General features: G+C 43.6%; 10 protein-coding genes and 1 pseudogene. 2 read left to right on the top strand and 9 right to left on the bottom strand.

Annotated elements, in window-relative coordinates:
• Positions 1–11: 11 nt before the first annotated feature.
• The 8 genes and pseudogenes from ccsA to G9Q97_RS18950 all read right to left on the bottom strand — a co-directional run bounded on the left by ccsA (position 12) and on the right by G9Q97_RS18950 (position 11,185).
• Positions 12–3,134, bottom strand: coding sequence for a cytochrome c biogenesis protein CcsA (gene ccsA, locus G9Q97_RS18985; protein ID WP_166149751.1), 3,123 nt, complete (start codon positions 3,132–3,134; stop codon positions 12–14).
• Positions 3,135–3,138: 4 nt separating this feature from the next.
• Positions 3,139–4,461: a hypothetical protein gene (locus G9Q97_RS18980; RefSeq protein WP_246255787.1), complete on the bottom strand. Its 1,323-nt coding sequence runs from the start codon at positions 4,459–4,461 to the stop codon at positions 3,139–3,141.
• Positions 4,462–4,554: 93 nt separating this feature from the next.
• A pseudogene (nrfA, locus tag G9Q97_RS18975) lies at positions 4,555–6,073 on the bottom strand (ammonia-forming cytochrome c nitrite reductase).
• On the bottom strand, positions 6,060–6,698 hold the full coding sequence (nrfH, locus tag G9Q97_RS18970) for a cytochrome c nitrite reductase small subunit (protein ID WP_166149738.1): 639 nt from the start codon (positions 6,696–6,698) through the stop codon (positions 6,060–6,062). Before nrfH ends, nrfA begins: the two are co-directional and overlap by 14 nt.
• Before the next feature lie 838 nt (positions 6,699–7,536).
• Positions 7,537–8,739, bottom strand: a complete 1,203-nt coding sequence (gene chrA / locus G9Q97_RS18965) for a chromate efflux transporter (protein WP_166149736.1) — start codon at positions 8,737–8,739, stop codon at positions 7,537–7,539.
• A 9-nt stretch (positions 8,740–8,748) separates the two neighbouring features.
• A complete protein-coding gene (locus tag G9Q97_RS18960; protein ID WP_166149734.1) occupies positions 8,749–9,729 on the bottom strand; it encodes an isopenicillin N synthase family dioxygenase in 981 nt (326 codons plus the stop codon).
• 172 nt (positions 9,730–9,901) lie between these two features.
• Complete coding sequence (gene recO, locus G9Q97_RS18955; protein WP_166149732.1) at positions 9,902–10,588, bottom strand: DNA repair protein RecO; 687 nt, start codon at positions 10,586–10,588, stop codon at positions 9,902–9,904.
• Positions 10,589–10,600: 12 nt separating this feature from the next.
• Complete coding sequence (locus G9Q97_RS18950) at positions 10,601–11,185, bottom strand: thymidine kinase (protein ID WP_166149730.1); 585 nt, start codon at positions 11,183–11,185, stop codon at positions 10,601–10,603.
• Between the two features lie 223 nt (positions 11,186–11,408).
• Here G9Q97_RS18950 and G9Q97_RS18945 point away from each other — a divergent pair, with 223 nt between their 5' ends.
• Together G9Q97_RS18945 and G9Q97_RS18940 are read left to right on the top strand one after the other, a co-directional pair.
• Complete coding sequence (locus G9Q97_RS18945) at positions 11,409–12,482, top strand: hypothetical protein (protein WP_166149728.1); 1,074 nt, start codon at positions 11,409–11,411, stop codon at positions 12,480–12,482.
• Complete coding sequence (locus tag G9Q97_RS18940) at positions 12,479–13,168, top strand: 2'-5' RNA ligase family protein (RefSeq protein WP_166149726.1); 690 nt, start codon at positions 12,479–12,481, stop codon at positions 13,166–13,168. The genes G9Q97_RS18945 and G9Q97_RS18940 overlap by 4 nt, the downstream gene beginning before the upstream one ends.
• 17 nt (positions 13,169–13,185) lie before the next feature.
• Here the strand turns inward: G9Q97_RS18940 and G9Q97_RS18935 are convergent, their stop codons facing one another.
• Positions 13,186–15,045 carry a sialidase/neuraminidase family protein gene (locus tag G9Q97_RS18935; protein ID WP_166149724.1) on the bottom strand — a complete coding sequence of 620 codons (1,860 nt, stop codon included), beginning with the start codon at positions 15,043–15,045 and terminating at the stop codon, positions 13,186–13,188.
• Positions 15,046–15,047: the final 2 nt, after the last annotated feature.

Here is a 15,047-nt window from a genome sequence, read left to right as displayed (position 1 = left end):
ATGTTTAAAATTCAAATGACGATTTTTTTCCGGTCCTCAACCCTCCATCTTCTAAAGGTTATGATGGAAAGTAAGGATATGACTATTAAAACCCCTACTACTACAAAAACCCACCGTGGAACCGGCACCGGATCGCCTGCGGCATAGGAATGTAAACCGGAAAGGTAGTAGTTTACACCAAAAGAGGTCATGATTATGCTGGAGAAAGCCCACAAGCTGGCCAGGTTATATACCAAGGCATTTTTTAAAGCAGGAACCAACCTCAAATGAAGCACAAAGGCATAGACAATCACCGAAATCAATGCCCAGGTTTCTTTCGGATCCCAGGCCCAGTACCTGCCCCAGCTTTCATTGGCCCATACCCCGCCCAGGAAGGTGCCGATCGCCAGTAAGAATAAACCTGATGTAAGTGCTAGTTCATTCACGATATTCAATTCCAAAAGGCTTTTCCACCACCTTTCTTTTGGTTGTTGAGGTTTAAAAATCATTAACAAAAGGGCAAGTAGTGCCATAATTGCAGCCAAGGCAAGAGGAGCATAACTGCTAACAATAATGGCTACATGTATTTTAAGCCAATAGGAGTGCAATACGGGCATCAGGTTGGTGATTTCTGGATTTAGCCAGTCCAGGAAACCCACAAACAACAGGGTTCCCGAAAACAGCAAACCCAGGGGTATGGTGAATTTTGATTTGCCCGAAAAAATCAAACTGAAAAAAAGAATACCCCAGGCCACAAAAACCAACATTTCAAATCCATCACTCCATGGCGGATGTTGGGCAATGTACCATCTTAAGGCCAGGTGAAAGGTAAATAAAATCCAGCCCGTCCAGGCAAAGACCTGCCCGACTTTCCATAGGGTTTGCATGATTTTGTGTTGCCAGAATAACTGGAATATCCCGAGAATAAGCAGCAAAGCACCCAACAACCAAAATGGTCCAAATAAGCGGGTGCCCAGGTTGAGCTGATTATACAAAAGTTCAGCCTGTATAAGCTTATCCGATGGGTAAACTTCTTTCCCAGCCTCCTTTTGGTATAAGGCGATATAAGACAGTGCTTCTTCCGCATCCTGCCATTCGCCATTTTGCAGGCCTGTTTGCAAACCTGACAAATATAACTGCCCGATGTTTTCAACAAACCTGGCATCCTCGGCTGTAAAACCCTGGTTGAACTCATTGCTGGTGTACCAGGTTTGGTCGGCATCCAGTTTATTGGGGTAGATACGCAAAAAATCACCTGTTAGTAAACCATAGAAAATATTAAATCGCTCATCGACTTTGAGCAGCTCTTTGTCAGATTCATTTCTTTCGGCAGGTTTCAGCCGGTTGGCCCTTTCCACCATTTCATTGAGCAAATAGGCTCCCTCCTCATTGATGAAATCCCGGAAACTGATTTTTTCATCAGGGGAAACATCCAAAACCTCAAAAACTTGATGGGACTTTTTAGGGTCAATTTTAATAACCGGACTACGACTCATCAGCTCCGGATTCAATTGTACAGCCAGAAGAAACTGCTCCGGAGTGAGCTGTAGTTCTGAAGTTTCTCCTTCAATAGAATAATAACTTTTTCCGGTCAGTTTTCTGGAAATTTCATGAGCCAGGGTGTTCAGTGGTTTCATTCTCCCGTCAATATCCTGGACGATTAATTTTCCATAAGCTTCCGCCTTTTCCTCAGGCACCAGAAGCGATTCCACTTGTGGGTTATGCTGCGCATGGATCAGTTGGGAGATCGAAAAAAGGAGGAGTACCAAAAGTCCCCTTTTTTTCAGAGCAGTAAGCTTTTTGTTGAGCAACTGATACCTGCTTCCCTTTGCAAAAAGTGTCAGGAACATCCCCAGTGCCAAAAGTGCGTATCCCAAATAAGTAATGAGCGTGCCCGGCCGGTCCTGATTTACAGATAATATGGTTCCCTGTTCATCGTTGTCGTAGGAGGATTGGTAGAATCGGTAACCTTTATAATCCAATACATTATTCATGAATATTCGGTAGGGAAATTCCCGCTCCTTATCCATGACCATCACTTCTGAGGCATAACTTGATGGACTCTGGCTACCGGGATATCTTTCCAATTCAAAAGCATTGAGGTACAATTGGAAAGGCAATTCAATGGCTTTAGGCCCGAAGGTAATGCTGTATTTTTCTCCCTCAAACGCAAATGGAAACCAGGTAGGTTCCATGGATACCAACTTGATAAAACCCGATTGTATGGGCTTGTTTTCCTTATCCATTACACTAAATGCAATATAATCCGGTAAGTTTTTGGCCAATTCGGGGTTGGGCTCAGGTTGATAATCCAGGCGAACATTTTCTTCAATCTTTTTGATCATAAATGCTCCCCCCTCCCATTGATATAGACTTCGCAATTGTAATGGTCCCTGCTCACCCTCGTGCAAGGCACCCATCTGCTGGTTACTCATTTCCATGATTTGCAGGTGAACTTTGGTTTTGATAAACCAGCCTTCATCATTTTTTCCAATGCAAATGGGGCTTTGGCAATTATTTGCGCTGGACAAAACCATATTGTTTAACAGGATTTCACCTCCTTGCTTTAACTTGTAATCCTCCCTGCCATTCCCCACAGCTACCGCCATATCGACATAAGTTTCCTCACCCTTTTCAAATACCTCCCTGGCACCGCCAATATACCTTTGAAGGCGGACGACCAATTCCGGGCTTTGGGGAAAATTGACCGGGAAATCTTCCGCATCAAAATTTTGGGCAATGAATTGCAGGGGTTTCTCAAATACCTGTCCTTCATCCAGTTGCCTGAGCTGAAGGTAGTGGGAAGTGGTATACAGGGTGTTTTCTGCTTCCCCTTCCCGGATATGCATGGTTCCTTCTACACTGAAGTATCGGGTGACTCCCGCTCCTGTTATTATGAGAATGAAGGCCATATGAAACATGCCGATGGGCCACCTGTTCCGGTGAAAAAGCTTGTATTTTTGAATATTGTTGATAAAGCAAAATCCCAACCAGACCATCAGTATTTCAAACCACCAGGCTTCATACACCAAACCTCTGGCTACTTTGGTGCCATGGTCATTTTCAATGAAAGTGGCCACCCCCATGGACCCGGCAAATAGGATCAGCAATAAAAGGGATACTTTTGTAGAAAAGAGGTAGGAAAAATATTTCATTGGCTCAAAACAATATACCAATAAATTTATTCGGCATGGTAGGACGGACGATCAACATCAGATAAGCCCAGTTTTGGTTGTTTTTGAGCGATCCGTTTGGCAGGACAAGCTGCTCTATGGTATCGGTATGAAAAAACTGGCTGTAGCCGCCCTGCAATGAAATGGCCTGATTAAAGACCAAGCCAAAGGAAAGGTCTATTTCGGTACCCAAGCGTTTATCCATCAATTCTCCTGACACGAAATTCGTATACACGTCCGCATAGCTGGAAAAAAAATGCGCATCAGTTTGGATGAAAAAGGAGGGGTTAAAGTCGTGTCGTCCTTTGAGGTATATATCCTTTAAGCCTACATTGTTTTCATGGGTACCTCCAACATAAAAAAGATCCATGTAGCCATTATATAGGTGGTTGGTTCCATATAAGGGGGAAAAGGATTTGTTCTCCGATAAATCATTGGTAGGGGTACCGCTGAGGATTTCTATTCCCGCGGCAAATCTTAGTTTTTTGCCTTCACTTTCAAGCGGGACTTGCTGGCTGGCCTGTAAATTTACGTCAAAACCGTTTGTAGTACGGCCCATACCATCTTTACCCAATTGGTGGTAATAGAATCCGCTCAACATGGTTTGCTTGAATTGGTATTTGAAGGTGGGTATGCCTATGGTTTGTCTGTGGTATACCCTATCTGCAATCACCGTACCCACATTATCTCTTTCAATGTATTGTCTGCCATCATTCCAGAACAAAAAGGACAGGTGCAGATTTTTCCACTTGTTTTCATACCGGAACATTTGGGCATATTTGTATTGGTTGCCTGTATTGAACAGGTTACCTGAGAGCTGTGCCCCATCCTGATTGTATCCTGCACCAAAATGAATTTTTCGGTTTCCCTGTTCCTGTTTGACCATGGCGAAATCATGCGCCCTTCCCTGCAGGGCCCAATCCAGGTTTCCCAAAAACCTGAAATTGTCATAATTGAGTTCTTGTCTGCCTAATTTAATCTTCCAGGAATCACCGATGGGTAATTCTGCATAAGCCTCGTGGACGGAAAGAAAGGTGTCCGAAAGTTTTACCTGTGGGGTGTTGCCCCAGACCCTGATGTCCTGTATGCTCATGTAAAAATCCACCGGATCCGACTGGTAGCTGGCCTGTAGCCTGGCTCTTTGGGCAATAAATCCGGCCGGGGATTGTCCCTCGGGAATCAGCCTGCTGAAACCGTTTCTGTATTCACTCCGCTGTATCAATTGCCCATCCAGGTTAAATTGTGCAAATAAGGGTTGGAAAACCATCAAAAAGGAAATTCCGAATAAAAAAATCAAAGGTTTTTTCATGGTGTAGGTTTTAAATCATTTAAAATCAGGCAGCTTCTTTCTTTTGTTAAAGTGCCGTAAGTTTATGGTTATAGAAGTTTCTGGAGTGTTTTTTTATCGGGAGCTAATGGTCTCCACCTCTTTTTTTGCTTCCCTTTCTTTGCCTTCTTTCAACCATTTAGGCACCACTTGTTCCAAAAATGTTTCTTTGGCTGCCTCTTCTTCGGCTATATCCAGACCGATGTACGCTTGCAGCGCATCTTTGTCGGTAAAATCCGGCATGTCTACTCGTTGATTGAAGCCCATACTTGCCAGTAGTCTGGCCAGTTCGATTCTGGTATCCTGGATGATTCCCGTGGCAGAGGTGACGATACTGCTGGTTTCCAGAGGGGCATGAAAGGCTGCCCCATGAGAGGCTACGGAATAGTCCCAGCGCCATTGGGCATGTCGAATACCTTGTAGTATATTTTGCATATCCCCTTCCGTGGCTCCCAGTTCCCATGCTTTAGCCGCTTCAATATGGGCCATGGCGATCAGTCTTTGCAACTTTGAGGTACCAGCTTTTATTTTTCTCTGCCTTTCATAAACATCTGTTACCAGGTCTGATTCCTTTTCCCTGTGGCAGACAAAGCAGGAATTTTCAACATTGCTTAAAGGAGAGCCAATATGGTGATCGGTAAATTTTTGTCCACCTTCGGATTTGTAGGGCATATGGCAATCTGCACAGGAAACGCCTCTTTTGGCATGTACTCCCAAAGAATAAATTTCATAATCAGGGTGCTGGGCTTTGATCATTTTTGCTTTGCTCAGGGGATGCGTCCAGTCTGCAAAATCAATGTTATCATAATATTCCTCCACTGATTCCACATCCATACCCTCTTTCCAGGGGAAGGTCAGGTATTGGGCATTTTCTTTTCCGGGGATGGACTTATCGAAATAATATTCCACGTGGCATTGGGCGCAGACCAAAGAACGCATTTCCTGATGGGAGGCCTGGTTGATGTCTTTTCCCATGGCCTCATAGGCTTCTATAAGCGCAGGCCGGGTAATGGTCAGGTTCATGGTTTCCGGATTGTGGCAATCTGCACAACCTATAGGATTGATTACCTCAGCGCCAAAATCCGACCACTTTTTACTGTAGTATTCAGTAACCCCAACTTCGCTCATCAACCTGGGCACATCGGGACTTTTACATGTCCAGCAGGTACTGGGCATGGGACCTTCTCCGGCTTCCATGGGAGCACCAGTCCTTAGCGTTCGGTGAATATCATCTACAGCATAGGCATGACCCCTTGGGTGGGAATAATCTTTACTGAAACCATAACCGGCCCACAAAATCACCATTTCCGGATTTTCCTCCAATACATCTTTGTTGCCACTGGTATTGTACATACTGCTAAAGGTGGTGTCTGCCGTTTTTTGATAGGATTGGTATTGCCGGGGATAATTCAATCCCCAAACAGAATCTCTGGGTTCAATACCTTCAATTTTCACTTTGGGTTGGTAGGCAAAGCGGGCTTCGGTTTTTCTGTCCATGATGGTGTAAGCCAACATGGCCAAAAGAAAAACAATGATTGCAGTAATTCCAAAAAGCATCCAATTTTTCATAACCTAACCATTTATTTTTGTTTATTTTTTTGTTCCATGGTTTCTTTCAGCCATTTTGGGATAATTTCCAGATCCGCCGGTGCATGGGCCCGGATAGGCTCAATTTGGTGACCAGTGGCGGAAAGGCTTTTTACTCTTCCGTGAGGCACCTCCCTATGACATTCCCAGCAGGTTCTGTCCGTCCTATTTTCTTGATGACTTTCTACAAAACCAATCATTTTGGCATCCGTAACCTGGTCCTCATGGCAGCGGATGCAATTGTTCTGTATGACCCTGGTAGAAGGTCCCAATGCTTTGATCACTTCCGGTTCTGCCCGCATGGTAAAGACAGAAGCATGGTACAAACCATCTTTGGCTTTGAAAAAATATTTGTTAAAAACATTGTTATGGGGTACATGGCAGTCATTGCAATGGGCTACCTCCCGATGAGAACTATGGTTCCAAGTTATGTATTGGGGTGTCATGATGTGACAGTTGACACAAGCCTGAGGATCATCCGACAAATAGGAGGCAGCATTGCTCAGTTTCAACAGGTAAATTCCCAAACCAAAAATCGCCGCTACCAGGACTGTAGCTGCAGGTCTCCATTTATGTGGAGGAACTAGGCTGAACCTAAAAAGGAATCTTTTAAATTGATTGCCAAAGGCCATAAATAATTTTAGTTTACATTAGATCGAGGTCTTATTTAAAAACTTTGTTTGCTTACAAATTTTAGATGTATATTATCGGATTTTCATCATTAATTGTAATTTACAAAAAATTAAATTTTAGAAAAATAATAGAACAAAGTAATTCTATTGTTTTACTAATTGACTGAAACTGCATAAATGATTTTGTGTGAATGCTTTTCACTGATAATTTATCCTGATTGTTCCAATAAGTATTGCAGGGACTGATTTTATTTTGAGAATATATTCAAATTTTTTATCCGTTTTTATTGCTATGTGACACATTTTTATTAGGTTTAAGAGAATTTGGGGGATTTTAAAAAACAAAATTGTCCATTTTTCAAAATATTATAGCTGTTAGTCAGTTTAAAATAAACCCAATATGAAGGATCCCTACAGGATCCTTCTTTTTTTTGGTTAAAAATTGAACCTGTTTTTTAAAAAAATACTAAAAAATACTAAAAATAAGTTTCTTTTTGTGCCAATAAATCAATATTCAACAGATTCAGTAGCCTGTATTGTCTTACAGATACCGGTATCAGTTAGAAAAACAGGTTTTAAAGGATTTGGGAGGTGTTTTTTTAGTAATCAAAAAGTAAAGTAGGGGTAATAACCCTTGTTTGGAAATCTGTTTTATCCGATCTTTTCTTTCCATGTATAATGAATTTTAGCTAATGCTTCGTTTTAAATAAATCTCAGTGACCCTTGTGCCTCTTAAATACAAAATGCCAAAACACCAGAACTACCCTGGTAATTGAAGATAAGGATATAAAAAATTGATTAATTTGGTTTATCGGGTAGGCCTGCTGTCCAATGGATTTCAGCTGATAATCCATTGATAGGAAATCCCGGCCAATACCCCAATTACAATGATCAAAGGAGAGGGGATTTTGCTGAATTGCAATAAAGCAAAGGTCCCAATTATGGCCATGATATTAAAAAAGTTGTTATCCAGAGGTTCAAAAAGCAGGTAGGCAGCTGCAATCAACATACCACAACTTACAGCGTTGATTCCTTCCAAAGCTGCCCTTACCGGCCTGTATTTTTTAAGCTCATCCCAAAAACGGATGATAAAAAATATAAGGAATGTTCCGGGAAGAAAAATTCCTGCTGCAGCTATCAATCCACCAGTAATCATGCCGGTAGCACCCAGATCTCGCATGGATAGGGCTCCAATGTAGGAGCTGATACTGAATGTGGGTCCGGGAATACTTTGAGAGATGGCATATCCGGTAAGAAATTCTTCCGAGGTCAGGTAATTTTTAAACTCTACAAATTCGGTGTAGAGATAAGGCACCAATACCTGACCTCCGCCAAAAATCAGGCTTCCGTTTCGGTAAAAGTTTTCAAAAAGCCTGACTGGCAATAATCGGGTGTAGTGCCCCAAGACTGCGGCGGCGATCAGTACCCCGGCCCATAGGATGAAGTTTCTCCAGGATATTTTTATTTTTGATTTCTCTTTTATGACGGGTTGCTTGTTATAATTGTGTGTGGTAATCAGGCCTCCTATGGCCAACATGATAGGGAAAATGAATGGTGAATTATAAAAAAATGCGACAAATGCCGCAATCATCATGAGCAAAGCCGCTTCAACAGTATGGATCATTTTTTTTATGGTGATTTGCGAAGCATAGATGATGTAGCCTATGGCCATGGGTTGAATAAACCTGGCAAACCCCAGAGCTCCTTCAGTGTTTGCCTGCAGGTACTCGATTAAAAATGCAGTAGCTATCATCAGACAGGTGGCTGGAAAAATCCAGACCAAAAGCGAAAGATAGGCAAGGGTAGGTCCGCCTATTTTGAAGCCTATAGCTGATATGGTTTGGGTGGAGGTCGGGCCAGGAAGCACCAGGCACAGGGCATTCAGTTCTATCAGATCCTGTTCGGATATATAGCCCCTCTTTTTTACCATCATGTTAATGACCATGGCCAGAAATACCTGGGGCCCGCCAAAAGCAGTAAGGGAAAGCACGAGTACATCTTTCAGATAAATGTAATACCGTACCCTCCTGATGGTTGCCATAAAAATATGTTATTTTTTCAAACCCAATTCTTTTAGCCTTTCTTCCAAAAATTCTCCGGCCGTGCAATCTTCAAAGGATTTGGGAAAATCGGCACTGATGCAATTTTCCAGGCAACTCAGATCCATCTCAGATCTGGGATGCAGAAAGAAAGGAATGGAATACCTGCTACTGTTCATTTTTTCACGGGGAGGATTAACTACCCTGTGAATCGTGGATTTAAGTTTTTTATTGGTCAATCGCTCCAGCATGTCGCCGACATTGACCACCAATTGGTCCGGGAGGGCAGTAATAGGGATCCATTTGCCGTCTCTTCTCAAAACCTGAAGCCCATCGGCACTGGCCCCCATCAGCAGGGTAATGAGGTTGATGTCTCCGTGCTCGGCTGCCCTAACGGCATCTGCCGGGACCTGCTCGGGGTTTTCTATAGGAAAGTAGTGAATGGAACGTAAAATAGAGTTACCGTAAGTAACCTTATCATCAAAATAGGTCTCTTCCAGTCCCAGATTCAAAGCTATGGCACGGAGCATTTGCTTTCCTGCTTCTTCAATGGTGCTGAAAACCTGTAAAGAAACTTCCCGAAACCCAGGCACTTCTGCAGGCCATACGTTTTGGGGGTAATCTTCATTTACTGCATCATCATTGGGAATGTGATCCATGGCCTGACCAACATGGTAAAATTCCTTCAGGTCGCCTGTATTTCTACCCTTGGCATGTTCCTTCCCTTTGCCGGTATATCCTCTCTGGAAGCCAATTTCCGGCTTTTCATATTTGGCCTTCACCTCATCAGGTAAAGAAAAGAATTTTTGGATGGCCGCATACAACTCATCTTGCATGGCTTGGTGAAGGCCATGGTTTTTGATGGCTACAAAGCCAATATTTTCATAGGCATCCCCCAGGTTCCTTACAAATGCCGCTTTTTTATCCCGGTCGCCGGAAACAAAGTCAGCCAGATCAAGAGATGGGATTTCATCAAATAATATTTCGCTCATTGACTGGTAATTTGCTGCAAGGTAATTTTTTTTAGGATAAATTTAAATACCATCAAAATTTTAAAAGCCGATTGCCTAAAAATTGCCCTGAGGATAATGGGCTGGTTTTTTTAAGAATCCTGGCCCAGTGAAACCTTGCCAAAATAAAAGGCAGAGAAAATGCAACAGGCAGTTAGCCTGTCATGGTCCTTAATACAGCCAGGGATTTGACCTCGCCGAAACCTTCCATATGTATTTTGTAAAAAAGGAGCCAGTCATCCATCAGCGTACTTTTTATTTTTCCGGGAATAGTTGGTAAGGTATCTGCAGTTGAAAGCATGAGCCGGTCCAGGTAGTTTTTTTTGTCTTCATAGGCCTTTCCGGTCTGGTTCAGGGGCAGCTGTAGATAGAAGTCAGCTGCATCGCTGGGTTCAAAGCCCAGGAACCGGGAAGTTTTCATCAAGAAAAGTAAGATAAACAAGCCTGGCTGAAAATTTTCACTGTCCAAGGCCGAAATTTCCTCAAACAGGAAATCAAAAAACTGCTCGTTCTGGTAATTGTCAAAAATGATCTTTCCCAGAACCTCTCCCATAAACATACTTATTCCAGATCGGTAAAAATCAAATGGAATCCGGTGAAAAGCCCTGGCGAGTTTTACTTCTGAAAGCCTGTTGATATTGGCGTTTTCTTTTTCATATACCACCAGATCCAACAAGGTCAATGGTTGGAAATGGGCCATTTTGGTTTTGGATTTATTGCTTCTTACACCATTTATCAGGTAAGTCTTAAGCCCCAGGTCACGGGTAAAAATCTTGGTGATAATAGAGGTTTCCCTGAATTTGGTATAATTGATAACTATGCCTGCGGTTTTTTTAAGCATGTATTCCCTTTTTTATGCCTGGTCATCATAGAAACACCGCCTGCATCTGGCTTCATAGCTTTCTTTTTCTCCCAGTACCACCTTCGACTTTTCAGCTGTCAGTCGGTAACTGAAGGAGGCGAGGTCTCCACATTTCATGCAGATGGCATGTACCTTGGTTACATATTCCGCAATGGCCAGAAGTTGTGGCATGGGTTCAAAAGGCTTGCCTTCGAAGTCCATGTCCAGTCCTGCCAAAATTACCCTGACACCAGAACGGGCCAGCTTTTCTGCCACCTGAATAATCTGTTCGTCAAAAAACTGGACCTCATCAATGCCCACCACATCGCAATTGTCTGCCAATAAAAGAATGTCATTCGCAAACTGAACCGGAGTGGAACGGATGATACTTTCATTGTGAGATACCACATTTTTTTCATCATATCTTTTGTCTACCGAGGGTTTAAAAATTTCCACCTTTTGGCGTGCAATGATAGCGCGGTTTAATCTCCTGATCAGCTCCTCTGTTTTTCCGGAAAACATAGAACCACAAATAACTTCTATCTGGCCTTTTTTGCCGGAATAATTTTGGTTTCCTATTGGAGGTTCTAAAAACATTTTTTTGTTAAACGATCATAGTGAGGCCATTCATTTCACCTTCTAAAAAAAAGGATTGAGACCATCATTCATTTTCCGGCCTTCATTTCACGAAATTAAGGGTTTTCTTCTTATTTATGAAAATTAAGGGTTGGGATTAAGGGTATCCGAACAGGAAACCCCGTTTACATTAAGGATAAAATGCCTAACTTTACTTTTACTTTTAACGGAAAAAACAAGTCAGATGGCAATTCATAGGATTTTAAATCAAGCATACGCAGAGGGGTATTCGGAAGACTTTTCCAAAAAATTATGTGAGGAATATTTTACCCACAAGCAATACATGAGTGGTCAGGAAATCATTCAGCTCACACAATCCAGGCAATTGAATCTGATGCTGATCAAAATACTTTTTGATAACTGGCAGCAGCAGTTAGAGGCCATGGCCCAAAATCCTTATTTTGATTTCAGGGACCACAACGTAGGGGAGGCCTTGACTCAATTCATGAATGCATTGTCCAGGGCCATCAAAATCCAAAAGGCAGATTTTGAACCTCTGCTGAGTAAAGCAGTAAAACTGACCTTGCAATTGGGAGCAGATCCGGTAAGTTATTTTAAGCAGGAGTGGGCAGGCGAAGCAGCCAAGCCGCCCGGTTATTTCAAGGACCTGGAAAAATACATCAAATGGCATGTAAACGTCTGGCGACCAGTAGCGGCTTCTTTGGAAGATCACCGGGAAGGCTCGGGATGGGTTCAGGAATTGGAAGATGCCTTTGAAAACAATCGGTCAACGCTAGCATCGGCCGAAAACCTGCTTAAACCCCTGGATGAGCAGATGCCGATTGATTGGGAACAATTTTGGACGCAAAAAACTGTAGCTCCCTGGGAAGAAGATACACAGGAATCAATATCCGATGTGGAAGATAATTCCGCGGAAGATGAACAACCTGAAGATGAATCGATTTCCAAGGAAGGGTCGGATGAGCCCATGAATGATGGCCTTACCGAGATTGACCCGGCCCTGGCATGGGCAAAATTTGAAGCAGAAGAGTACACCTATATGAAAGGAAGTATAGGTCACCTGAGAGAAGGAATGGGCATCAATCAACGCATCATGTTTACGAAAAGACTTTTTCAGGGCAATCAGGATTTGCTGGATCAGACCATGGATGAACTCAATGCAGCAGATAGTTTTTTTGATGCAGTGAATTTGCTGAACCAGAGTTTCGTGCATACGCTTAACTGGGATGTGCAATCTGAGGAAGTGCAGGAATTGCTACAGCTGGTTTTCAGAAAGTTTGACGGGGAAGAGGATTGACGGCACTTCAGTCCCATTACAGTCAACTTCATGAAGAAGCCCTAAAACATATAGCACGGGAGGGGTTTTCTTATGACACCGCCTTGGAGGATCCAAAGGATAACAGGAGGGGCTTGACCCTGTTGCTACGGCCTGATGAAGAACTAAAAGCAAGCTTTGGCAGGTTTATAACGGCAGTGAAAACCACGGATCCGGATCAATATTTCTATCCCCCCGCTGATATCCATGTGACCATCATGCCGATAATTTCCTGTTACCCTGGATTTAACAAGGAATCCCTGGACCTGTCTGGTTACATTTCACTTATCCGCAAGGCCCTGAAACCTGTCAGGAAAATGCAAATCAGGTTTGAAGGAGTGATGGCTTCCCCTTCCTGTCTACTGATTCGAGGTTTTCCGGTCAACAGTGAACTGGAACATTGCAGGGAAAACCTGCGGGCAGCTTTTGCAACTACTCATTTAGAGCAATCTTTGGATAAAAGATATAAATTGATCACGGCGCACAGTACGGTGATCCGGTTTCGGCAAAAAGTAAATCAACCGGAAAAGATTTTAGACATTCTGGAGCAATTTAAGGATTGTTTTTTTGGAGAACAGGTGTTTGATCAGGTAGAATTTGTTTTTAACGACTGGTATCAGCGGAATGAAATGGTCAAAACCTTGCAATCCTTTCCACTGAAGCACTGATTCCCTTCTTGGGAAGGTTAATTTGAAACTTTCACATTGTCAATATAAAACAATCCCAACGCCTCCTTTTCATCTGCCCCTGGCAATGGAGGAACAGGATTTTCATTGGGAGTTTTTCGGTTCGGAAGGTTTCGGTAAGGACCAGTCCGAAAGGAAATCCTTTCCACCGATTTGACTGCCTCGGTCAGCGGGATTTTTTCAGCTACCAACTGCCCGTTCCGGTACAAATTATAAGAACCAAAGGGCTGAGCATCGATTTCAAGCCTGAAGGTTTGCCAGGCACCGGCTTTTATTTCTCGCATATTTTTTTCAATGTGGCCTGCCATATAGGTTAATTGATTTTCAGGGCTGATTTTAATTCGGATGGGCCGGTTGCCATATTGGTCCACTACATCCATTTCCAGCAATCCTGCATTTTCCGGAGCGACCATTACTGTCCATTCTACATTGACTTCTTTAGACTCTTTAAAAACCCTTATGGCCCGGGCATAATCGTAGGGGTCCTCATCTTTCAGCTCAAGCGACAGGCCAGAACCTACAGGATCATTTACAAGGTTTACCGGAGCCCATAATGGAGCATAAATGTTCCAATCGGGTACTGCGCCGAATTCTTTCAATTGGTCAAAATCGTCATCCACCGGACCATGGAAGGTATGGCGGATAGGGCTGGGGACACGGCTGACCCACATGTCTTCCTTATTCATGCTGTAGGTAAGCCACATGTCTTCTCCGGCTGGCACGCCGTTTCCCGGAACAATTCCCCGCACATAGCAAGGTCCGAAATCCTTCCACCTGCCATAGAATCTTCTGGGCGGGACTTCTCCCTGTACCAGCACCATATCGTCAAAAATGATACCATCGTCTGAACTGATGACAATCAGTGGATAGCGGTATTCGTCAATATCTATGGGATTATATACCATGGCAAAGCGGCCATCCCGGGTTTGCTGACCCCAGACTTTGCCGCCAGCCATGGTAAGGGTAGGCACTTTTACGGCGGTGGTAAAGTTCTCGCCTCCCTCATCTGATAGCGCGGTCATGGAGCGTTTCCACAATCCGACGGTTTTACCATCTTTTCTGGTAAAGAATGAGAAAGCCGACCCCTTCCTTTCTCCGTTATAGAAGCCATCCAAGCCATTGTCTTCATCCCTCCACTGAAGTGTGATGAGGGTGTTGGCCAGCAATTCCTCGCAAGCCTCAATGAACCCACTGTCGGGAGAGGATTGGTAAAAAGGGAAAGCAGTGTTGCTTTCATCCCAATCGGTATGGCTGCTGTACCGGATAAAATAAATGGGGCCTAAACTGCCATCTTTTCTAACTTCTCTGACTACCCGGCCGATACCCCCCTCCTCAAAAGGATCCTCTGTATGTCCGTAAAAAGCCAGGGTAAGTAACTTTCCGTTTTTACTGGTATAAAAGCCCATCCGCTGGTGCATCATATATCCATCGTAACCTTCCGGTATTTTTGTTCCTTCCGGTGCCGGATAGGGAGGAAATAGTAGCTTTGGAGCTGACCAGCGCCTGCCGTCTTCTGATGTGATCATCAAAGTCTGACCCGGTGCAATGTGTTCATCTACAGGGTTGCTCAGGTACTGCTGGTAAAATTTCCCCTCCCAGTAGGCCAGGTTGGAGGCATGGTTATAGGTCCAGCCATGACCATCGGCGAGTTCCGGATGGGACCTGTTTACGCGTAAGGTTTGCCTGCTTTCCACCCCAATGGCATACCGCAACCGGCCTTCGTGCCGGTCAGGATCAATGCTGTTTCCCCCGATATACCTTACCGGCTCGTGCTGACTGCCTGTTTGCGCCAATACACTCAGGGAAGAGCAGTAAATGATAGCTATTAGAAAGGTTGCTGGAAGGCGGAGAGTAAACATGA

The organism is Cyclobacterium plantarum, from assembly GCF_011290685.1.
Taxonomy (GTDB): Bacteria; Bacteroidota; Bacteroidia; order Cytophagales; family Cyclobacteriaceae; genus Cyclobacterium; species Cyclobacterium plantarum.
Note: the sequence above shows the minus strand (reverse complement) of the source record. Positions and strands in the feature narration are given on the sequence as shown.